The sequence below is a fragment of the Candidatus Manganitrophaceae bacterium genome (assembly GCA_012960925.1).
Taxonomy (GTDB): domain Bacteria; phylum Nitrospirota; class Nitrospiria; order SBBL01; family JAADHI01; genus DUAG01.
Genome location: DUAG01000046.1, coordinates 72,873 through 92,589 on the forward strand (window position 1 = coordinate 72,873; position 19,717 = coordinate 92,589).

A 19,717-nucleotide genomic window follows, 5' to 3' on the forward strand; every position below is an offset into this window, starting at 1 on the left:
CAAAAGCCAAAATATTTGCGGGTTGCCAATATGGTTTGTGGGTTGAATTGAGACTTCTCTGTCACAGGCACACGAATCTGAAATTATAATCGTCTCAGGCGTATTAATCAAGAGAAAGATTCAATCCCCCCCACTTTTGTTGACACCCTTAAGCCCCTTTGTTATCCTACGTACAGGCGAGACTTGTTGAGGGAATATCTCACGCATGGCAAAAGAAAAAGGCAGCGGGGTAAAGAATTTGTTAATCAGCCAGGTCCTAGTTGTGTTCTTGCTCTATATTGCCGTGATCTTCTATGAATCTGACCCGCTCATGACCAAGGTGGTTGTCTTTCTTCTTGCCGCCGGAATTATTCACTTTGCCTGGAAGGGGATAAAGGCGCTTTGGGTTAAACCATAATGGGCAGCAAGCACATCTTTGGCGGAGGGGACACCCTTCATCTTCATGCGCCGAGTTGTGAGATTGACCTCTGCCATACCGCAGAGGAGACGATTCCTGTCAGTGGCTCTGCCCTCGCCTTCGAGTCAGTCGCGCGGAGAAAACTTTTCTGGGCGATTCTTCTGACGGGTGTTGTAATGGTCATTGAGGTCATCGGAGGGGTGATCTCTAACAGCCTGGCCCTTCTCTCTGATGCAGGCCATATGTTGACTCATCTCCTGGCCCTATCGATCAGTTTTCTTGCCGTAATGTTTTCGTCCCAACCTGCAACACGAAAAAAAACATTTGGTTTTTACCGTCTTGAAATTCTGGCCGCCCTGTTAAACGGGTTCTTGCTTCTGGTGGTAACCGTCTGGATTTTCTATCACGCTTACCAGCGATTTTATGCGCCTGAGCCGGTGGCCTCACTTGAGATGATGGCTGTTGCCTTCATCGGACTGGTGACCAACCTCGTGACGGTTTTCCTCCTGAAGCCGTCGACAGAGAAGAGCATTAATTTTAAATCGGCCTTCCTTCACATCATGGGGGATACGCTCTCCTCCGGAGGTGTTGTGCTGGCGGCAGGGGTCATTTATTTTACAGACTGGTGGTTTCTCGACCCTCTGGTCAGTGTGGCCATTTCCCTCCTGATTCTTTATTGGTCTTTTCGGCTCATAATGGATTCCATCGATATCCTTCTTGAGGCCACGCCGAAAGAGATTGATCCGGACCGTGTTGCCGAGGCGGTACAGGTGATCGAAGAGGTGCGGGATGTTCATGATGTGCATGTCTGGACACTCACCTCCGGGATGTATGCCCTGTCGGCACATGTCGCGGTGCGGGACATGCCGTTGAAGGACACGACACATCTGTTGAGAAAGATTAATTTCCTTCTTTGTCAGCGCTTCAAGATCGGCCATGCCGCGATTCAGCTTGAGGCTGCATCCACAGTACCCCCTTTACAGAAATAACAAAAGAATCAGGAATGCTTTGAATCGTTACAATAAGGAACCACTGAATAAGTCATGAATTGTTTTTTCAGGGCAAAAATGTCTCGCTTCTGCGTTGCAAATTTTGAAAATAGCAGGCTATTCTCTGCGATTTACGCCTTGAATCGAAACATTCTATCTCCCGAAAAATTCAACCGAGACTTAATCAGAGGTTCCAGAATAAGGTGACCATTAACCTGTTTGAACAGATGAAGGGCGACGGGCATGAACAGGTTCTGTTCTGTTCTGACCCCGCTTCCGGACTTCAGGCGATGATTGCCATCCATGACACACGGCTTGGCCCTGCCTTGGGCGGCTGCCGTATGTGGCCCTATCCCTCGTTCGAGGCGGCGCTCTCTGATGTCCTTCAACTTTCAAAGGCAATGACCTACAAGGCCGCTATCAGCGGCCTTCCGCTCGGCGGTGGGAAGAGTGTCATTTGGGGAGATCCGAAAAAAGAGAAGACCCCGGAACGCCTGACGGCATTCGCAAGGCATGTGGCCACGCTGAGAGGGCGTTACCTGGTTGCTGAAGATGTTGGCATCGGTCTTGACGATATTGAGCAGATACGAAAGATTACCCCATATGTTGCCGGATATTCTCTGGAAGAGGGGGGAAGCGGCGATCCTTCTCCCGCAACGGCCTATGGGGTTTTTTGCGGGATGCGGGCCTGTCTCCAGGAAGTAAGTGGAGAGGATTCTTTTGAGGGGAAGCGGGTTGCTATTCAGGGAATTGGGAAGGTCGGTTACGCGCTGGCCGCATTGCTTCATCAAGAAGGTGTCCGTCTCTATGTCTCCGATATGGACCCTGAGCGGGTTGCGATGGCGAGTCGGGATTTTGGGGCCGACCCCCTCCTGGGGCACGAGATCTACCGGGTGGACTGCGATATTTACGCCCCCTGCGCCCTGGGCGGAAGCATTAATGAGCGGACTATCCCGCGCCTCTCCTGTCGGATTGTCGCCGGAGCGGCCAACAATCAACTGGAGCGCCCGGAAGTGGCCGCAATGTTAGACGCGGCGCATATTCTCTATGCCCCCGATTATGTCATCAACGCGGGTGGCTTGATCAATATTGCCGAAGAGTTAACGGAATATTCAAAAGAGAAGGCTTACCGAAAGATCGCCAAAATCCAGCCACGCCTGGGGAACGTGTTTTCTCTCGCGAAGAAAGCGTCAATCACAAGCGCTGAGGCGGCAAATCGATTGGCGGTTAAGAGATTGGAAGCGGGGGGCAATGAGTAAATTAAAGGGGGGAGACCGTGTCTGGAGAGGGATCATTGGCGTAATCCTTTCTTTGTCTTACTATGTTTCACCTGAACAAATGATGCCGGTCTCCGGCAGGGGGATTGTTATTTTCCTGATCTTTCTCTTCTTTGTTATTCTCCCGGACCTCAAGGGCTTGAGGGGCGGGGCCGTTGCCGGTTTTCTATCCCTGGCCTTTGCCGGGATGGGCCACCTCTATGTGAGGCAATACGCAAGGGCTTTCCTCTTTTCCCTCGGAGGAGTTTTTTCCTATATGATTTCCAACTATTCGCCAAAAAGTGTTTTGTTTAACATTCTCATTTTTATCATCTCAGCCGTAGACTCCTTCTCCTTTGGAAAGCGGGGGTTCGGGATTTTTTGAATCGTCTGCTTTCTTCTTTCTCCAGGATGCCTGCAAAAGTCTGATATGGCCCGCGCCAGAATTTGAAGCTACCCAAGCCCTCTTCCAAAATAGTATAATGAAGGGAGTTGTGGGGTCTTAAAATGGATCGTCCAGGGGGATGGAAATCCGAACAGTTATGGGCCGGGCTGAATCGTCCGGATGCGGAGATTCCAGATATTTCAATCGTTGGAATCCCTTATGACGGCGCGGCCTGTTATCGAGCCGGTGCTGCAGAGGCTCCGAATCGTATCCGGATGCTCTCTGCTGAAATCCCTCCTGTCCTCGAAACCAGGGAAATCCTCAAGGAGCTCGTGGTTCGGGACAATGGCAATCTTCAGTGGACTGGAGATTTTGTTGCCGCCCATCCACTGATCGAGGAAGAGATTACAAGACGGGTCACTTCCTCGTTTGTCCTAACGCTGGGTGGAGACCATTCAGTTTCGATCCCGGTTTTCCGTGCGATCAGTCGTCAGGCGAATGAAAAGATCGCACTGATTTATGTGGATGCCCACACGGATCTCTCCAATCGCTTTCGTGATTCCCCTTACTCCAATGGCTGCCCTTTGCGTCGTGCGATGGAGGAAGAACAGTTTTCTCCGGATTGGACCGTCCTGGTCGGAACCCGTTGTTTCGAGATGGAAGGGCTTCAGTTCATACAGGACAAGAAAATGAAGGTCTTCCCGGCCCATGAGATCGTCGAGCGGGGGATGCAGGCGGTGGCCCGAGATATTATCAAGCAGTTCGAAGGCCTTTCCAATGTTTATCTCTCAATCGATATCGATGCCCTCGACCCGGCCTTTGCGCCAGGGACGGGAATCCCGGATGGCGGGGGTCTCAGCACCCGCGATTTGATCACCCTGATTCGTGCCCTTGATCCCCTTCCACTCATCTCGGCGGACCTGGTTGAGGTCTCTCCCCCATTGGATCATTCTGATATCACCAGCTTTGCCGCGCTCCGGATCATTATGGAGATTTTTGGCCTGGTCGAACGGAGGAGATCTCTTGGAAAACGGATCTCTCTGATGTGAGACCACATTGCGAGTAAATACGCCGCCTTCCCAATGCGGGGTTTTTCAATGGAAAAAGGAGGCCTGCGATGAAGAGAAAAGAGCGCTCTGTTCCTTTTGTTCAATCAGAATCTTCCGAAAACGTCCTGAAAGACTTCCCGGTCCGTATGCAAAAGAGTGGGTCGCCCGAGACCACGCCGTCCTTTCGCCTTCGGTCACGCGCAGTTATCCTTTTGTCGTTGAATCGGCCAAAGGCTGTGCCATGACCGATGTCGATGGAAATCGCTTCATCGATTTTACATCCGGTATTGCGGTAACCAATACCGGCCATTGCCATCCAAAAATCACCCGGGCGATTACCACCCAGGCCTCACGGCTTATTCATATGTCGGGGACAGACTTCTACTATCCCTCCGAGGTGGTTTTGGCTGAGGGACTTGTTCGGATTTCACCCGGTCCAGGGCCCAAAAAAGTCTTTTTTACCAATTCCGGGACAGAATCCATCGAGGCGGCCATGAAGCTGACCCGCTATCAGTCTCGGCGTCCCTACTATCGCGCGTTTACAGGCGGATTCCATGGGCGAAGCATGGGAGCGCTTTCTTTAACCGCAAGCAAGTCGAGCCATCGGAAAGGGTTCGCGCCTTTGATTCCGGGAGTCGTTCATGCACCCTATCCCAATCCCTATCGTCCCTTTAAGGGGGTATCGTCTCAGGACTCTGTAGAGCACACCCTTTACTGGATCCGAGAGATCGCATTCAGGCAGATCGTGCCTCCGGAAGAGGTGGCGGCCATTTTTGTTGAGGCGATTCAGGGAGAAGGCGGATATATCATTCCGCCAACGCACTTTTTAAAGGAACTTTCTTTGTTGGCGAAGGAGTTTGGTATCCTGATAGTCGTCGATGAGATCCAGACCGGGATGGGCCGCACCGGAAGGATGTTTGCCTCAGACCATATTAACTTTCAGCCGGATGTGATGACCCTGGCGAAAGGCCTTGCGTCTGGACTCCCCCTGGGGGCAATGGTTGCCCGGTCTTCTCTGATGGATGTATGGGAATCCGGGGCACATGCCAACACCTTCGGGGGAAACCCTATCGCGTGCGAGGCAGCCCTCGCGACCATTGATCTTTTGGAGACAGGATTGATTCAAAATGCGGAGAAGATTGGAAAATTCCTCCTGGCCCGACTGGAAATCATGAAAAAAGATCATCGCCTGATCGGAGATGTCCGTGGCCTTGGACTCATGATCGGCATCGAACTGGTCCGGGACCGAGAGACGAAGGAGATGGCCATCTTGGAGCGGGATCGGATTGTCCAACGCTGTTTTGAAAAAGGACTTCTGACCCTGGGTTGCGGTCAAAACGTGCTTCGCTTCATGCCCCCTCTTGTAATTTCCAAAAAGGAGGCGGAGACCGCGCTCTCTTTATTTGAAGAGGCCTTGACTGAAGTGGAAAAGGAGAAAGTCGCCTGATCCCTGGAAGTGAGCCTCTGAGACAGGATCTCTCCCGAATCCCGGGATTGGAGTCTAAAATTTGTTTGACAGGCCTAGAGGTGCTTCCCTATAATCAATCGTTTTGATGGTCGGAATGAAAATGGAGATAAAGGTTCAGGATATTCCGAGCGAGGGGTTGTTGCTTTCCTGCGAGGAGGACCCTTCTCTTTGGGGCCTGGAGAAAAAAGAAGTCTCTATAGAGGGGAAGATTCGTGTCCGGCTGAAGGCGGTTAGACATAATGAGGATAATGTCTATATTCGTGGCGCCATTGAAGCGGGGATTTTTTCCGAATGTGGCCGTTGCCTGATTCATTATGTGGAGCAGGTTCGGTCTGATTTTCAGATTGATTATGTGCCCATGCCGCAGATCCCCCTGGAAGAAGAACTTATACTTTCACGCGAAGAGCTTGAGATCAATTATTATGAGGGGGATCAAATCGATATCAATGATGAGATTAGGAGTCAGCTATTTCTGACGATTCCGATGCGTCCGCTCTGTAAGCCGGATTGCCTCGGCCTCTGTCCTCATTGTGGAGAGAACTTGAACCAGAAGCCTTGTTCCTGTCCCGCAGAACTTCCTGATGCGCGATGGGCGAAGTTAAAGAACATATTGAACAAATAAGGAGAAAAGATGCCGCATCCAAAACACAAACAATCAAAATCGAGACGGGATAAGAGAAGATCCCATATGAGCCTGAAGACTCCGGGCGTTGTGCGCTGTCCCCAGTGTCAGGAGCCGCGCATTCCACATCGCGTCTGCATGAATTGTGGAACATATAAGGGCCGGGAAGTCGTCGCGGTGAAAGAAATATAGGGAAACTCAAACTCTCCCATCTGTATGAGGTGTTATGAAAATTGCGTTGGATGCGATGGGAGGGGATCACGCTCCTGAGACGATCGTCGAAGGAGCTGTCTTGGCGGCTCGAGATCTGGACGTCGAGATCATTCTCGTCGGGGACGAAAAGAAGGTTGAGACTGCGCTCTCCCGCCATGTGACTACGGGCCTACCTTTATCGATCGTTCATGCCTCACAGAAGGTCGAAATGGAGGATTCTCCTTCCTCTGTGATTCGAAAGAAAAGAAATTCTTCCATCTGGATTGCAACCGAACTGGTCAAGAAATCGGAAGCCGTTGCTGTGATCAGCGCCGGAAATACCGGGGCCACGATGGCGAGTTCACTCTTTGTCCTGGGGCCGCTCTCCGGGGTTGAACGCCCGGCGATTGCCACCCTTCTTCCAACATTGAAAGGGCAGGCGGTTTTGATTGATGTTGGTGCGAATGTCGATTGCAAACCGCAGCATCTTTTCCAGTTTGCGATTATGGGGGCGATGTATGCCGAAAAAATCCTGGGCATTCCGGAACCCTCCGTGGGTCTCCTCAGCATTGGAGAAGAAGACACAAAAGGGAACGAGTTGACGAAAGAAGTCTTCAAGATGTTGAAGAAGAGTTCCCTCGCCTTTGTCGGAAATGTGGAGGGCAGAGATGTCTATTCGGGGGATACCGATGTTGTGGTCTGCGATGGCTTTATAGGGAACGTTGCGCTCAAGATTTCTGAAGGACTTTCTGATGCCATTATTAAATTTCTTAAACGGGAAATTATGGCTTCCCCCATGGGAAAACTGGGCTACTTTTTTTTGAAGCCTTCGTTTGCACGGTTTAAAAAGAAGATTGACTATGCTGAGTATGGGGGAGCCCCTCTTTTGGGCGTGGATGGCATCACCATTATTTGTCATGGAAACTCTTCGGGACATGCGATCATGAATGCGGTTCGCGTTGCGAGGGATTTCCATAAGAAGGGGATGAATCGTCACATCAAAGAACAGATTGGAACGCAAATGCAACTTTCCAGCCCCTTGGTTGAAAAGAAGTTATGATCAATCGCATGACTTCTCGTAAGGCGCTTTTAATGATGGCAATATGGTTTTACCGATGAAGGCTCAAATTGTTGGGACCGGTTCCTATGTTCCTGAAATGATCATGACCAATCATGATCTTGAGGAAAAGGTTCAAACGAATGATCAATGGATCGTCGAGCGAACCGGTATTCGGGAAAGGCGGATTGCTGCAAAGGATGAATCGACCTCAGACCTTGCAGTGAAGGCGGCCTTAAAAGCGATGAAGGCGGCCGGCATCCGCCCGGACCAGATTGATCTCATTATTGTCGCCACATCCATGCCGGACATGTTTTTCCCCTCAACCGCGTGCATTGTACAGGATAAATTGAAGGCGACCCGTGCGGCCGCCTTTGATCTCTCGGCTGCCTGCTCCGGTTTTGTCTATGCGCTTTCGGTGGGAGAACAATTTATCCGGAGCGGCGGCTCTCAATTCGTTCTCGTCATTGGTTCAGAGACGATGTCCCGCTTGACAGACTGGACAGACCGGAGTACCTGTATTCTATTTGGGGATGGTGCCGGTGCGGTCGTTCTGGCGCCTTCTGATTCGGAGCGCGGCGTCCTTTCTGTTCATCTTCACACAGATGGGAAGCTGTGGGATCTTATCTGTGTGCCGGGCGGCGCGTCGGCGATGCCTGTATCTGAGAAGGTCCTGGCGGAACATCTCAATACAATCCGGATGAAGGGAAGTGAGACCTTCAAGGTTGCGGTCCGGAACCTTGAAGAGGTTGCAAGGGAGGTGCTTCAGGCGAATGACCTTTCTCCTTCGGATGTGGACTTTATCGTTCCGCATCAAGCGAATCTACGGATACTGAATGCCGTTGCCAGCCGTCTTGATATTCCGAAAGAAAAGATGATTGTGAATCTTGACCGGTATGGAAACACATCAGCGGCATCCATCCCTATGGCATTGGATGAAGCGGTTCTTGATGGGAGAATTAAGAAGGGACATACTCTTCTTTTTCTGGCTTTTGGGGGCGGGCTGACGTGGGCCTCGGCCTTGGTCCGATATTGAAGTAACTATCCAGCACGCCCCTCTTTTCCTCCATGGCGGCGTTGCTGTGGTGCTCGAATCCTCACGTATGGACATACGTTGCGGTTCTGTGCTCCTCGTGCCTCGCCCTGAAGAAAAATAGTGGCATGCTGAATAGTCACCAATTTTTATGGGATATGGGTTTATTTTTAGGTGAATTAATTGTTTCAGACTCTAAAATCGTGAGGTCTGGGGATGAAGGAGGAGGTTGACTTGAACAATGAATTTCTTAAAGGCTGGGCGCTGATTCTTGGGGCTTCAAGCGGTTTTGGCGAGGCTTGTGCCTTGGAGTTGGCGCGTGCCGGTATGGATATCTTTGGCGTCCATTTGGACCGCAGGGGAACAATGCCTAATGTGGACCGGATTACTTCGACGATTAAAGAGATGGGGCGGGAGGCCCTGTTTTTTAATATCAATGCGGCGGATGCGGAAAAGCGAAACGGCGTTCTGGACGAGATGAAGAAAAGGCTGGCGGATGATGAAAACGGCGGTGCTGTTCATGTTCTCATTCATTCTTTGGCCTTTGGAACCTTGAAGCCCTTCATTGGCCCCTCGGGCAAGGCGATCATTGCCAAACCTCAGATGGAAATGACCCTCGACGTCATGGCAAACAGTCTCATTTATTGGACCCAGGACATGCTTCATCGAGATTTGCTGGCAAAGGGCGGAAGGATTTTTTCCATGACCTCTGCCGGCGGTGCGCGTGTCTGGAAGACCTATGGTGCGGTATCGGCTGCCAAGTCTGCGCTTGAATCTCATACGCGCCAGTTGGCGCTCGAACTCGGACCGATGGGGATTTCGGTCAATGCGATTCGTGCCGGGGTTACAGATACTCCCGCGCTGAGAAAAATACCGGGCAGTGAGGAGATGATTCAAATGGCGAAAGCAAAAAATCCCCGTGGGCGCTTGACGACGACGGAGGACGTTGCAGGAGTGATCGTCCTCCTTTCTCACCCCAGGGCCCATTGGATCACTGGAAACGTCATCGGGGTGGACGGCGGAGAATTCATCGTCGATTGATCAAGCCCCTCTTTGTCGTAATTTTGTTGACATCCATATAGGTTTTGAGCAATATCTTTTTAGCGGATTATTCTAACTTTAAGGATGGAGTAGGCGGTGTCTCTTGCTTTTCTCTTTCCCGGCCAGGGTTCGCAGTATGTTGGCATGGGGAAGGATCTTTGCGCACATTTTGATGTTGCGCGTCAGACCTTTGTTGAAGCACGGAAGACCCTGGGATGGGATGTTGCGAATCTCTGCTTTGATGGTCCGGAAGATCAGCTGAATTTAACGCAATATACACAACCCGCTATCCTGGTGACGAGCGTTGCAATATGGCGCTGTCTCGGAAAACCTATTGGCCTCGGTTCTTTCGTCGCAGGCCATAGCCTCGGGGAATATACTGCATTGGTTGCATCCGGAGGTCTTTCATTTACAGATGCCGCTTACCTAGTGCATCGGCGGGGCCGGTTTATGCAAGATGCGGTTCCGGAGGGGGAAGGCGCGATGGCCGCCTTGATCGGTCTCAAGCGGGAAGCGGTTGAGGCGCTCTGCAGAGAGGCCTCAGAATCGGGACTGGACAAGAATAGGACGGTGAGTTGCGCCAATTTTAATGCCCCCGGCCAAGTCGTTATTTCCGGGGACTGCGCGGGGGTTGAAAGGGCCATGGAACTGGCACGGGATCAGGGGGCGAAGCGGGCTATCCGATTGGCGGTGAGTGTGCCCGCTCACTCGCCTCTGATGAAGAATGCCTGTATCCGCCTGTCAAACGAATTAAGAAAGATTGAGGGGCACGATCTTCAGCTTCCTTTACTAAATAATATTCGGGCAGAAAAGGTCAGTGGCTGGTCCGAAGTCAAAGCGGGCCTGGTTGACCAACTTTCCTCCCCCTTACTCTGGGAAGAGACCATCGAGTCGATGCGGAAAGACGGGGTTGATCTCTTTGTCGAAGTGGGGCCCGGAAGGGTTCTTTCCGGACTCTTAAAGCGAATCGACCGGAGCCTTCAGGTGATGAATATTCAAGATGCTGCGGGGGTAGAAAAGGCGGTTGCGGTTTTTAAGGAGAGGGGAGGGCTATAACGAGATGTCTGAGTTTGATGGCAAGGTGGCCCTGATTACCGGCGGGGCGCAAGGGATTGGAAAGGCGATTGGCACACTCCTTGCGGAGCGCGGGGCGACTGTGATAGTCTCCGACCTGAATTTAGAGGCGGCTGAGAAGACGGTTTCTGAATGGGCCTCTCGTGGAAGAGAGGGGATGGCGATCCGTGTGGATGTTGCCAGTGTGGAGGATGTCAAAGGGATGTTTGCTACGGTTCTTTCCCGGTGGGGAAAGGTCGATTTCCTTGTCAACAATGCCGGCATTACCCGTGACACGCTTCTGATGAGGATGAAGGACGAGGACTGGAATCTTGTCCTCTCTGTAAACTTGAAGGGGACCTTCAATTGTATGAAGGCGGCATTGTCTTCTATGTCGAAGAAGCGGTGCGGGAGAATTGTAAACATCTCGTCGATCGTCGGTGCAATTGGAAATCCCGGCCAGGCTAATTATGCGGCATCTAAAGCGGCTGTGATCGGATTAACCAAGACCGTGGCGCGGGAATACGCGAGCCGGGGCATTACCGTGAATGCGGTCGCACCTGGGTTTATCGATACGCCGATGACCGCATCCCTTTCTGAAAAGGTGAAAGAGACCCTGATAAAGCAGATCCCGCGGGGACGATTGGGGATTCCTGATGATGTGGCCCACGCCGTCGCCTTTCTCTTATCGGAAGGATCAAATTATATGACCGGCCAGGTGTTGCACGTCAATGGCGGCATGTATATGAGTGGCTAAACGGATGTCAGGGCCTTCCTTAATTTTGGGGACGGCGTTATTGTGCGCCACTTTTCTTGTCTTTTTGCGAAGCAGCGGCAGAGCATTTGTGAGGATTCGAATACCATAGGAACATGAGAAAGGTTCCATTACCAGAAGGAGGTGAAGAAATTGGCAGTTGATGAGCGTGTGAAGAAGATTATTTCAGAGCAGCTGGGTGTGGAAGATGCCAAGGTTATCCTGGATGCTTCGTTTGTTGATGATCTTGGGGCAGATTCCTTAGATACCGTTGAATTGGTCATGGCATTTGAGGAAGAATTTGGCATTGAGATTCAGGACGAAGATGCTGAAAAGATTCTCACGGTCCAGAATGCCATTGAATACATCAAAGAAAAAATCTAGCTTGTCTGTTATTCCTGAACCAGGGTATCTTCTGTCTTTGTAACGCAGCTCAATACAATGTGTTGTCCCCTTATTTGATTTAAGGGAGGCGGGTAATGTGCCTTGCTCTGTTCTGGGTTGCGACTTCTTTAAGAGAAGAATGGGGTGTTGTTGCGGTGGGTACCCTCTATAGAAGGTAGGGATTTGTTCTGAAAAGAAGGGTTGTGGTTACCGGAATGGGTCTGGTTTCACCGCTGGGTGTCGGTGTTGAAAAGGCATGGGGGGCGCTCTGTGCCGGGAAATCGGGTGTTGGGCGGATTACGCGTTTTGATCCGACCGGTTACCCGTGTCAGATTGCCGGTGAGGCGAGTGATTTTGTTGTTGCCGATTTTGTCGACACCAAGGAAATAAAGAAGATGGATACCTTTATCCATTACGCACTGGCGGGAAGTCAGATGGCCATGGATGATGCCAGTTTCAAGGTGAGCCCTTCCAATGCGGATCGATTTGGTGTTTATGTCGGTTCGGGGATTGGTGGGTTACAGGCGATTGAACATTGGCACAGTGTCCTCACGAAAAAAGGACCGAAACGGGTCACGCCCTTTTTTATTCCGATGTCAATTATTAATCTCGCTTCCGGCCAGATTGGCATCCGCTTTGGTGCAAAGGGCCCCAACTCCTGTGCGGTTTCTGCCTGTGCGACGGGAAATCATTGCATCGGGGATGCCTTCCGAATGATTCAGTATGGCGATGTCGATACGATGATCGCGGGCGGAACCGAGGCCGCCGTTACCCCTCTGGGAATGGCCGGATTCGCGGCATCGCGAGCACTTTCTTTGAGAAATGATGATCCTGAGCGGGCGAGCCGGCCCTTTGACCGGGATCGGGACGGTTTTGTCCTGGGTGAAGGTGCAGGCATCCTGCTTCTGGAATCTTTGGAGACCGCGAAGCAGCGCAATGCGAAGATTTATGCCGAGATTGTTGGCTACGGAATGACCTCAGACGCGTATCATATTACGTCGCCTCCGAGTGACGGAGATGGGGCAGTACGCTGCATGAAACTTGCGCTGAAAGATGCCGGAATGCAATCCGGAGAGATTGACCATATCAATGCCCACGCCACATCAACGATGGCTGACGCCATTGAAACCCAGGCGATCAAGACGGTCTTTGGGGGGGACGTCTTAAAAATTCCGATCAGTGCCACCAAGTCAATGACGGGGCATCTCCTGGGTGCCGCGGGAGGGATTGAAGCCATTTTCAGTATTCTGGCGATCCATGAGGGGATAATTCCCCCCACCATTAATCTCGATCACCCCGACCCTAAATGTGATCTCGACTATACGCCCCTTCAGGCGCGAAAATGTAAAGTGGGCGCAGCCCTTTCGAACTCATTCGGTTTCGGCGGGACAAATTCGGTCCTGATCTTCAAAAAATATCAAGAACAATAGTTCAGGGCAATGAAGAGCCCCTTTCTTCGTACCTTCAGGACCCACTACCTTCAATGATACCGAAAGATCTCAAATCCCTGGAAAAAGAACTCTCCTATTTATTCGATGATCCGGTGCGCCTTCGACAGTCGTTGACGCATAAATCCTATCTGAATGAAAATAAAGAAATGGGAGTCAAGGATAATGAACGCCTTGAGTTCTTAGGGGATTCTGTCCTGGGCCTGATTATCAGTGACGCTCTCATGGAGAGGTTTCCTGAGGCCTCTGAAGGGGATTTGTCAAAAATGAAGGCCAGGATTGTCAGCGAAGAAACCCTGGCCCGAATCGCGAAGGGAATCGATCTTGGATCTTACCTCTACCTTGGCAGAGGAGAGGAGAGAACGCTCGGAAAAGAGAAGCCCTCGCTTCTAGCGGACGCGATGGAAGCGGTGATTGCCGCGATCTATCTTGACAAAGGATTTACTCCTGTCCGGGAGGTTGTCCTGAAGCAGTTTGAGCAGTGCTTAAAAGAAGTGACTTTGTCCAAATTTGCGAGCGATTATAAGACGGAACTTCAAGAGCAATGTCAAAAGAGGTTCGGGACCCTTCCTGTCTACGCGGTTGTTCAGGAAACCGGGCCGGACCATCAAAAACGATTTGAGATCGAGATAAGGATCAATGACGCGGCTTACGGCCTTAGTTCCGGGAACAGCAAAAAGGAGGCCGAACAAGGCGCCGCGAAAATAGCCCTGGAGAAACTGCGGGAATCGCCACAACTTTCATAACTGCATGATATTCTTCCATGAATGGAAGTTGACAGGCGGAAAGGTTTCCGATAAAGTTGTGCAAAGAGATCTGATGCTTGCGAGAGTCTCTTTCGCTTTTTAAAATGAGGATTTAATGCAAAAGTTTATGAGAACGTTGTTTTTTATTGTTGTGATGCTCGTTGCGGGATATTATATTGTCCAGTTGGTTCTAGTCATTTCTCCCGGAAGTAATATGTTCGCGCCCCGATAAGACCCTACCAAACGACAACGATAAAACTCTTCCCTTTTTTCTTCTGGGCCACAGAAGAAACGCGGCCTCTGTATCCTTCGAGGATTTCTTGACAAAATGAATCGCAGATTGTTACCCTTCTGGGGTGAAAGGATGTTGCTTGGAGCGCGCTTCCTCAAAAAAAGAAATGCGGGCGAAACTGCTTCTCCTTCGTGAAGGGTTGTCCGAGTCGGACTATCTGGAAAAGAGCCGTGAGATTGCAAAGCGGCTTCTGATTTCCTCAGAATTTAAAGCGGCGGTCGCGATTCATTTCTACCTGTCGAATGCCACAGAGGTTCAGACCGACGAGATGATTCTGGAGGCGCTTCGGTTAGAAAAACGCGTTATTGTCCCGATTGTTCATTCCGAAGGCCGGTCACTTTCCTTTTCAGACCTGTCGGGTCTCAATCCCGAACAGATGCACCCGGGTCCATTTGGTATCCGTCAGCCGCGTCCTTCCTTTATAAAAAAAGCAACAGCTCGTGAAATCGATTTATGGATTGTTCCGGGCCTTGGTTTTGATGCTCAAGGAAACCGCATCGGTTATGGCGGAGGGTATTATGACCGGGTATTACATCGTGTAAAGGGGAAGATTATAGGATTGGCCTTCGAGTTCCAGGTGCTTGAGTCGATCCCGGTTGGGGAGAAAGATTGTCCTGTGAACCAGATTATTACAGAAGACAGAACGATTGATTTCAGGTAACTCTTCAGATTACTCACCTTTTACTCCACAGCGGTGTTGCTGCGGTACTTGAATCCTCGCGTCTTGCTATGAAGAAAAAATGAGCAATCTGAAGAGTTACCATTTATAAGGAGGGTAGGGGTGCCGGCAAAGAGAATTGATGGAAAGATGATTTCGCAGCGGGTTCGGGATAGGGTGAAGAGTGAGGTGAAAAGTATCTCCGACCGGGTTACGCCGGGGCTGGCCGCGGTTCTGGTTGGAGAGGACCCAGCTTCCAGAATCTATGTCCGGAATAAAAGGAAGAAATGCGAAGAGGTCGGGATCTACTCGGAAGAGCATCCCTTGCCGGAGTCCACGTCGGAAGATGAGCTCTTGTCTTTGATTGACAAGTTAAATCGCGACCCGAAAATCCATGGGATTTTGGTCCAACTTCCCTTGCCGAATCAGATTCAGGAACGCCGTATTCTCGAAGCCGTCCTCCCGGAGAAGGATGTTGATGGTTTTCATTATCTAAACGTCGGGAAGCTGGTGGCAAATGAGCCCGGGTTTGTTCCCTGCACCCCGCTTGGGATTATCGAGATGCTTGATTCTATTGGGCTTGAGATAAAGGGCGCGAATGCGGTGGTGGTGGGCAGAAGTAACATCGTCGGGAAGCCGGCGGCGCTCCTTCTTCTTCATCGACACGCGACCGTGACCCTCTGCCATTCGAGGACAAGGGATCTTGCGGCGGTCTGCCGTGAAGCGGATATCCTGATCGCGGCGATTGGGAAACCTCAGTTTATCAAGGCGGAGATGGTGAAGGAAGGGGCGACAGTGATTGATGTTGGGATCAACCGCCTTCCGGATGGTCGCCTGGTGGGCGATGTCGATTTTGAAGCAGTTCAGGAAAAGGCCGGGGCCATTACCCTGGTTCCAGGAGGGGTTGGGCCGATGACGATCGCGATGCTCTTATCGAACACGCTCCAGTCGGCAAAATGGTGTATTGGACTGAAATAGGTGTTTACGGATGAAGTACAACTATCCGCTTTGTGTTCATGATCATCTCTGTGAGGATACGGGGGGGATCTGTCCTATTGTCGGTTGCCCGAAGGAACTGGTCAATGGCCCCTGCGGCGGGGTTCGGGACGGCGGAAAATGTGAGGTGATTGAAGACCTGGATTGTGTCTGGGTTAATATCTATAACCAGATGAAAAAAGACAATACCCTGGACAAGTTCCTGAAAATACAAGAGGCCAGAAACACGAATTATTATGCAAGGCTCGTCGAAAGCAAGGAAGAATCCTCATGAAGACTCTTCGGGAGGCCTGTGAATCGGGGGAATTCTTGATTGCCTCTGAGTCTCCTCCTCCGAAGGGGCCCGATATGGGTCGATTCATTGCGCGCGCCGAGAGATTGGTGGGAGTGGTCCACGCGGTCAATGTGACAGACAATCAGGCCGCCGTGATGCGGGCCAGTTCCCTGGCCGTCAGCAAAATTCTCCTCGACATGGGGCATGACCCGGTCTATCAGATCACCGGGCGGGATCGAAATCGTCTTGCGGTCCAGTCCGACCTGCTAGGCGCACAGATCCTGGGGGTCAGGAATGTTCTCTGCCTCACCGGGGACTATGTGACGGTGGGCGACCAAAAGGAGGCCAAGCCGGTCTTTGATCTGGAGTCCGTTCAAATACTGAAGGTTGTTTCCGGTTTGAATCAGGGAATCGACATGGTCGGAAAGGTAGTCAATGGGTCGACCTCCCTGTTTCCCGGAGGGACGGTGACACCCGAGACCGATCCCTTCGAACCTTTATTGATGAAATTCCAAAAAAAGGTCATGGCGGGTGCGCGGTTTTTTCAGACGCAGGCGGTGTTCAACCCAGATCTGTTTGAGCAGTTTATGGTGCAGGCCAGAAATTTGATATAAAAATACTCGCCGGGATTCTCCTCCTGCGCTCCGCGAAAATGGCAAAATTTGTGACGAAAAATATTCCAGGCATCCGAGTTCCAGATTCACATATTCACAAGTTGGAACGCGCGGGACAGGAAGCTGCGTTGGAGGTGGGCCTGGAGATCGCGGTCAAGACGATTGAAGCCATCCGAAAGATGTGTGACGGGGTTCACATTATGGCCATCAATGCGGAAGACCAGATCCCGGTGATCCTTGAACGTGCGGGTCTGCTGCCGGTTTCAAATCGTATGGGAGAGGGTTAAAATGGATCGAATGACGGTTCCCATGATACAGCAGCAAAAGGAGAAGGGAGAAAAAATCTCCGTCCTGACGGCCTATGATTTCCCCTTTGCCAAGCTGGTAGATGAGGCCGGGATTAAAATTATTCTTGTCGGGGATAGTGTCGGAACGGTTGTTCAAGGAGAAGAGAGTACGTTGCCGGTGACGATGGACCAGATGATATATCATACCCGAATAGTTGCACGTGCGGTCAAACAGGCCCTCGTGGTGGGGGATATGCCTTTCATGTCTTATCAGGGGGGCATAGACGCGACGATAGAAAATGCGGGGAGATTTTTAAAAGAGGGTGGGGCCGCCGCAGTCAAACTAGAGGGTGGGGCGGCGGTCGCAGACCGTATTGCGGCATTGACCCGATACGATATTCAGGTGATGGCGCATATCGGTTTGACCCCTCAATCAATTCACCGGATGGGAGGCTACAGGGTGCAGGGTCGGACCCCTTCACAGGCAAAACAGCTTGTGGCGGACGCCAAAGAGGTAGAATCGGCTGGAGCCTTTTCAGTGGTACTGGAGGGGATACCAACCCAGGTTGCGCAAGAGATCACGGCGGCGGTCAGGATTCCAACCATTGGCATCGGCGCGGGACCATATTGTGACGGACAGGTCCTCGTCCTCCACGATCTCTTGGGCCTTTCCACCCGCTTCCAGCCAAAATTTGTCCGCCGCTACGCAGATCTTTCCACGATTGCATCCGAGGCCTTCCGTCATTTTAAATCCGATGTGGAGTCGGGAAAATTTCCCACCCAAGAGGAGAGCTACCCCTAATGCATGAACTTGAAATTTTTTTTCATACCCGGCTGGAATGGGCAGAAGGGGAAGGGAGAACCACGCTCGATTATGAGAGTTACCCAAGATCACACCGGGTGCTTTGCCCGGAGAAACCGCTGATTGAAATGTCGGCGGCCCCACAGTATCAAGGGGATCCGAATCGACTCAATCCTGAAGAACTCTTCACCGCGTCAATTGCCTCCTGCCAAATGCTGACCTACCTCGCCCTGGCATCCTTTGCCGGTATCCGCGTCCTCTCTTACACTGATGAGGCAGAAGGTGTCCTGGCAAAGAAGGAGAGAAAGATGCAGATGGTGCGCGTCCTCCTCCGCCCCAGGATTGTTGTTGTAGAGGGGACAGACAAGGAAAAGGCCCTGGCCCTCGTTCAAAAGGCCCACACGCAATGCTTCATTGCCAATTCGATCACAACCGAGGCGATTATCCAGCCAAACATTGTTGTGGGGTGATTGAGCGAGAACATTTTCTTATTGAGGATGATTCGGGTTCAAAGGAGTAATCCTCGAATGTCAGACAAGAGATGACTTAGATATTGCGTAAAGCGTACCGCAGCAGCCCCGTCAATGACCCGGTGATCATAAGACAAGGAGAAAGGGAGAATAAGCCGTGGGACAAATTTTCCCGATTGATAGACGGGTTTTTGACTGGCCCTGGAGACACCGAGGATGGCGACTTCAGGTGCGTTGATGATGGAGTAAAGGCAGTACCCCCAATCCCACCCAGGCTGGAAATCGTGAAACAGCCCCCTTGGATCTCATCAAGACTCAGTTTTTTAATCCGTGCGCGCTGACTGAGTTCTCCTAACTCCACGGCCAGCTCAAGCAGGCTTTTCTGATCGCAATTACGGAGGACGGGGACCAGGAGTCCGTCGGGGGTATCGACCGCGATGCCGATGTGATAATAGTGTTTGAGGATTATTGTCTCACCATCTGTCGACAACGAGGCATTGAATTGGGGGTATTTTTTGAGTGCTGCGACACAGTCCTTGATGAGAAAAACAACGGGAGTCATTTTAGCGCCCCGCTTTTCCGCCTCACCCTGACTCTCCTTGCGAAAGGCCTCCATCTTTGTAATATCGGCTTCGTCATGCTAGGTGACATGTGGAGTCAGAGACCAACTGCGATGGAGGTGGATACTGGAGAGCTTCTGGATACGGCTCAACGACTCTGTGCTGATTTCTCCGAATCTGGAAAAATCAATCTCCGGGATTTGAAGCGGCGGCTGCCCCGGACCTTCTCCGGATCGTTCCTTCAATGTGGTCTTGACATGTCTTTGAACATCCTCTTTCAGGATACGGCCTGATGGGCCGCTTCCTTTGACTTGGCCTAGGTCAAAGCCCAGTTCACGGGCAAAGCGTCGTATCACCGGGGATGCCAATGGAAGATAGGATACATTGTGTTGTGTCGTATCAATGGGGACAGAAAAAATTTCTGTCCCCATTTTTGGAACGACAGGTCCTGTCTCAGACGGGGCCTGTTTCTCTTCAGTTTCAGGTCTTGGAGACTTTTTCAGGGTATTTTCCGCCTTGTCGGCTTCAGGAGGAAGATGACATCCCCTTGTGATATTTTGTCGCCGACAGCTACTTTTACTTTGCGGATTATGCCTGCCTCGGGTGCTGGGATCTCCATTGCGGCCTTGTCTGTCTCCAGGGTCAGCAAAGGGGATTCCGCGGCAACCTGGTCACCCTCTCGAACCAGCACCTCGATAACATCCACACCCTGAAAATCGCCAATATCGGGAACACTGATTTCTTTTAGTTCGGCCAAAGCGCGACTCCTTCTGTTAACTATTGAGCGGCATTGGTTTTGCGGGATCTATCCCGAGGGTAATCCTCCCTAAATATAAAGGTGCTCAGAAGTAGAATTTTCCAATATAGTAATTTAGGAGGAGAATCTACGA

At 51.2% G+C, this 19,717-nt stretch carries 22 protein-coding genes and 2 pseudogenes; 22 read left to right on the forward strand and 2 right to left on the reverse strand.

The features are described from left to right. Positions 1 to 205: 205 nt before the first annotated feature. From EYQ01_07140 to EYQ01_07245, 22 genes and pseudogenes are all read left to right on the forward strand, one after another. On the forward strand, positions 206 to 397 hold the full coding sequence (locus EYQ01_07140) for a hypothetical protein (protein ID HIE65571.1): 192 nt from the start codon (positions 206 to 208) through the stop codon (positions 395 to 397). Continuing rightward, positions 397 to 1,386, forward strand: coding sequence for a cation transporter (locus EYQ01_07145; GenBank protein ID HIE65572.1), 990 nt, complete (start codon positions 397 to 399; stop codon positions 1,384 to 1,386). The genes EYQ01_07140 and EYQ01_07145 overlap by 1 nt, the downstream gene beginning before the upstream one ends. Positions 1,387 to 1,613: 227 nt before the next feature. Further along, positions 1,614 to 2,645: a Glu/Leu/Phe/Val dehydrogenase gene (locus tag EYQ01_07150; GenBank protein ID HIE65573.1), complete on the forward strand. Its 1,032-nt coding sequence runs from the start codon at positions 1,614 to 1,616 to the stop codon at positions 2,643 to 2,645. Then, positions 2,638 to 3,027, forward strand: a complete 390-nt coding sequence (locus EYQ01_07155) for a hypothetical protein (protein HIE65574.1) — start codon at positions 2,638 to 2,640, stop codon at positions 3,025 to 3,027. The genes EYQ01_07150 and EYQ01_07155 overlap by 8 nt, the downstream gene beginning before the upstream one ends. A gap of 122 nt (positions 3,028 to 3,149) precedes the next feature. Then, positions 3,150 to 4,076 carry an agmatinase gene (speB, locus tag EYQ01_07160; GenBank protein HIE65575.1) on the forward strand — a complete coding sequence of 309 codons (927 nt, stop codon included), beginning with the start codon at positions 3,150 to 3,152 and terminating at the stop codon, positions 4,074 to 4,076. A gap of 103 nt (positions 4,077 to 4,179) precedes the next feature. After that, positions 4,180 to 5,523, forward strand: a complete 1,344-nt coding sequence (locus tag EYQ01_07165; protein HIE65576.1) for an acetyl ornithine aminotransferase family protein — start codon at positions 4,180 to 4,182, stop codon at positions 5,521 to 5,523. A gap of 106 nt (positions 5,524 to 5,629) precedes the next feature. Further along, complete coding sequence (locus EYQ01_07170) at positions 5,630 to 6,166, forward strand: DUF177 domain-containing protein (protein HIE65577.1); 537 nt, start codon at positions 5,630 to 5,632, stop codon at positions 6,164 to 6,166. 9 nt (positions 6,167 to 6,175) lie between these two features. Beyond that, positions 6,176 to 6,358: a 50S ribosomal protein L32 gene (locus tag EYQ01_07175; protein ID HIE65578.1), complete on the forward strand. Its 183-nt coding sequence runs from the start codon at positions 6,176 to 6,178 to the stop codon at positions 6,356 to 6,358. Between the two features lie 34 nt (positions 6,359 to 6,392). Beyond that, positions 6,393 to 7,418: a phosphate acyltransferase PlsX gene (gene plsX / locus EYQ01_07180; GenBank protein HIE65579.1), complete on the forward strand. Its 1,026-nt coding sequence runs from the start codon at positions 6,393 to 6,395 to the stop codon at positions 7,416 to 7,418. A 55-nt stretch (positions 7,419 to 7,473) separates the two neighbouring features. Continuing rightward, positions 7,474 to 8,451: a ketoacyl-ACP synthase III gene (locus tag EYQ01_07185; protein HIE65580.1), complete on the forward strand. Its 978-nt coding sequence runs from the start codon at positions 7,474 to 7,476 to the stop codon at positions 8,449 to 8,451. Positions 8,452 to 8,664: 213 nt separating this feature from the next. Then, positions 8,665 to 9,489 (forward strand): SDR family oxidoreductase, encoded by an 825-nt coding sequence (locus tag EYQ01_07190; GenBank protein ID HIE65581.1) that lies wholly within the window; start codon positions 8,665 to 8,667, stop codon positions 9,487 to 9,489. A gap of 96 nt (positions 9,490 to 9,585) precedes the next feature. Beyond that, positions 9,586 to 10,545, forward strand: a complete 960-nt coding sequence (fabD, locus tag EYQ01_07195) for an ACP S-malonyltransferase (GenBank protein HIE65582.1) — start codon at positions 9,586 to 9,588, stop codon at positions 10,543 to 10,545. A gap of 4 nt (positions 10,546 to 10,549) precedes the next feature. Further along, positions 10,550 to 11,299 (forward strand): 3-oxoacyl-[acyl-carrier-protein] reductase, encoded by a 750-nt coding sequence (gene fabG, locus EYQ01_07200; GenBank protein ID HIE65583.1) that lies wholly within the window; start codon positions 10,550 to 10,552, stop codon positions 11,297 to 11,299. Positions 11,300 to 11,449: 150 nt separating this feature from the next. After that, a complete protein-coding gene (acpP, locus tag EYQ01_07205; GenBank protein HIE65584.1) occupies positions 11,450 to 11,680 on the forward strand; it encodes an acyl carrier protein in 231 nt (76 codons plus the stop codon). 188 nt (positions 11,681 to 11,868) lie between these two features. Next, entirely contained in the window at positions 11,869 to 13,110 is a 1,242-nt protein-coding gene (gene fabF, locus EYQ01_07210; protein ID HIE65585.1) for a beta-ketoacyl-[acyl-carrier-protein] synthase II, read from the forward strand. A gap of 53 nt (positions 13,111 to 13,163) precedes the next feature. Beyond that, positions 13,164 to 13,874 carry a ribonuclease III gene (rnc, locus tag EYQ01_07215; protein ID HIE65586.1) on the forward strand — a complete coding sequence of 237 codons (711 nt, stop codon included), beginning with the start codon at positions 13,164 to 13,166 and terminating at the stop codon, positions 13,872 to 13,874. A 371-nt stretch (positions 13,875 to 14,245) separates the two neighbouring features. Then, a complete protein-coding gene (locus EYQ01_07220) occupies positions 14,246 to 14,827 on the forward strand; it encodes a 5-formyltetrahydrofolate cyclo-ligase (protein ID HIE65587.1) in 582 nt (193 codons plus the stop codon). A 120-nt stretch (positions 14,828 to 14,947) separates the two neighbouring features. Beyond that, a complete protein-coding gene (folD, locus tag EYQ01_07225; GenBank protein HIE65588.1) occupies positions 14,948 to 15,802 on the forward strand; it encodes a bifunctional methylenetetrahydrofolate dehydrogenase/methenyltetrahydrofolate cyclohydrolase FolD in 855 nt (284 codons plus the stop codon). A 10-nt stretch (positions 15,803 to 15,812) separates the two neighbouring features. Next, positions 15,813 to 16,094, forward strand: coding sequence for a hypothetical protein (locus EYQ01_07230; protein HIE65589.1), 282 nt, complete (start codon positions 15,813 to 15,815; stop codon positions 16,092 to 16,094). Continuing rightward, positions 16,091 to 16,995 (forward strand): annotated as a pseudogene (locus EYQ01_07235) (5,10-methylenetetrahydrofolate reductase). Before EYQ01_07230 ends, EYQ01_07235 begins: the two are co-directional and overlap by 4 nt. 1 nt (position 16,996) lies before the next feature. Then, positions 16,997 to 17,797: a 3-methyl-2-oxobutanoate hydroxymethyltransferase gene (gene panB / locus EYQ01_07240; protein HIE65590.1), complete on the forward strand. Its 801-nt coding sequence runs from the start codon at positions 16,997 to 16,999 to the stop codon at positions 17,795 to 17,797. Further along, the gene (locus tag EYQ01_07245) at positions 17,797 to 18,267 is read left to right on the forward strand and encodes an OsmC family peroxiredoxin (protein HIE65591.1); all 471 of its coding nucleotides are present in this window, start codon (positions 17,797 to 17,799) and stop codon (positions 18,265 to 18,267) included. Before panB ends, EYQ01_07245 begins: the two co-directional genes overlap by 1 nt. Before the next feature lie 38 nt (positions 18,268 to 18,305). Here EYQ01_07245 and EYQ01_07250 read toward each other — a convergent pair. Both EYQ01_07250 and EYQ01_07255 read right to left on the reverse strand, forming a co-directional pair. Next, positions 18,306 to 19,258 (reverse strand): annotated as a pseudogene (locus tag EYQ01_07250) (branched-chain alpha-keto acid dehydrogenase subunit E2). Between the two features lie 68 nt (positions 19,259 to 19,326). Then, positions 19,327 to 19,584, reverse strand: a complete 258-nt coding sequence (locus EYQ01_07255; GenBank protein ID HIE65592.1) for a hypothetical protein — start codon at positions 19,582 to 19,584, stop codon at positions 19,327 to 19,329. Positions 19,585 to 19,717 lie beyond the last annotated feature (133 nt).

Coding starts and splice junctions, on each gene's coding strand:
- speB (HIE65575.1), top strand. CDS start 3,150: ATGGATCGTCCAGGGGGATGGAAATCCGAACAGTTATGGGCCGGGCTG.
- EYQ01_07150 (HIE65573.1), top strand. CDS start 1,614: ATGAAGGGCGACGGGCATGAACAGGTTCTGTTCTGTTCTGACCCCGCT.
- EYQ01_07140 (HIE65571.1), top strand. CDS start 206: ATGGCAAAAGAAAAAGGCAGCGGGGTAAAGAATTTGTTAATCAGCCAG.
- EYQ01_07170 (HIE65577.1), top strand. CDS start 5,630: ATGGTCGGAATGAAAATGGAGATAAAGGTTCAGGATATTCCGAGCGAG.
- EYQ01_07185 (HIE65580.1), top strand. CDS start 7,474: ATGAAGGCTCAAATTGTTGGGACCGGTTCCTATGTTCCTGAAATGATC.
- EYQ01_07230 (HIE65589.1), top strand. CDS start 15,813: ATGAAGTACAACTATCCGCTTTGTGTTCATGATCATCTCTGTGAGGAT.
- fabG (HIE65583.1), top strand. CDS start 10,550: ATGTCTGAGTTTGATGGCAAGGTGGCCCTGATTACCGGCGGGGCGCAA.
- EYQ01_07145 (HIE65572.1), top strand. CDS start 397: ATGGGCAGCAAGCACATCTTTGGCGGAGGGGACACCCTTCATCTTCAT.
- EYQ01_07190 (HIE65581.1), top strand. CDS start 8,665: ATGAAGGAGGAGGTTGACTTGAACAATGAATTTCTTAAAGGCTGGGCG.
- EYQ01_07245 (HIE65591.1), top strand. CDS start 17,797: ATGCATGAACTTGAAATTTTTTTTCATACCCGGCTGGAATGGGCAGAA.
- rnc (HIE65586.1), top strand. CDS start 13,164: ATGATACCGAAAGATCTCAAATCCCTGGAAAAAGAACTCTCCTATTTA.
- EYQ01_07155 (HIE65574.1), top strand. CDS start 2,638: ATGAGTAAATTAAAGGGGGGAGACCGTGTCTGGAGAGGGATCATTGGC.
- plsX (HIE65579.1), top strand. CDS start 6,393: ATGAAAATTGCGTTGGATGCGATGGGAGGGGATCACGCTCCTGAGACG.
- panB (HIE65590.1), top strand. CDS start 16,997: ATGGATCGAATGACGGTTCCCATGATACAGCAGCAAAAGGAGAAGGGA.
- EYQ01_07175 (HIE65578.1), top strand. CDS start 6,176: ATGCCGCATCCAAAACACAAACAATCAAAATCGAGACGGGATAAGAGA.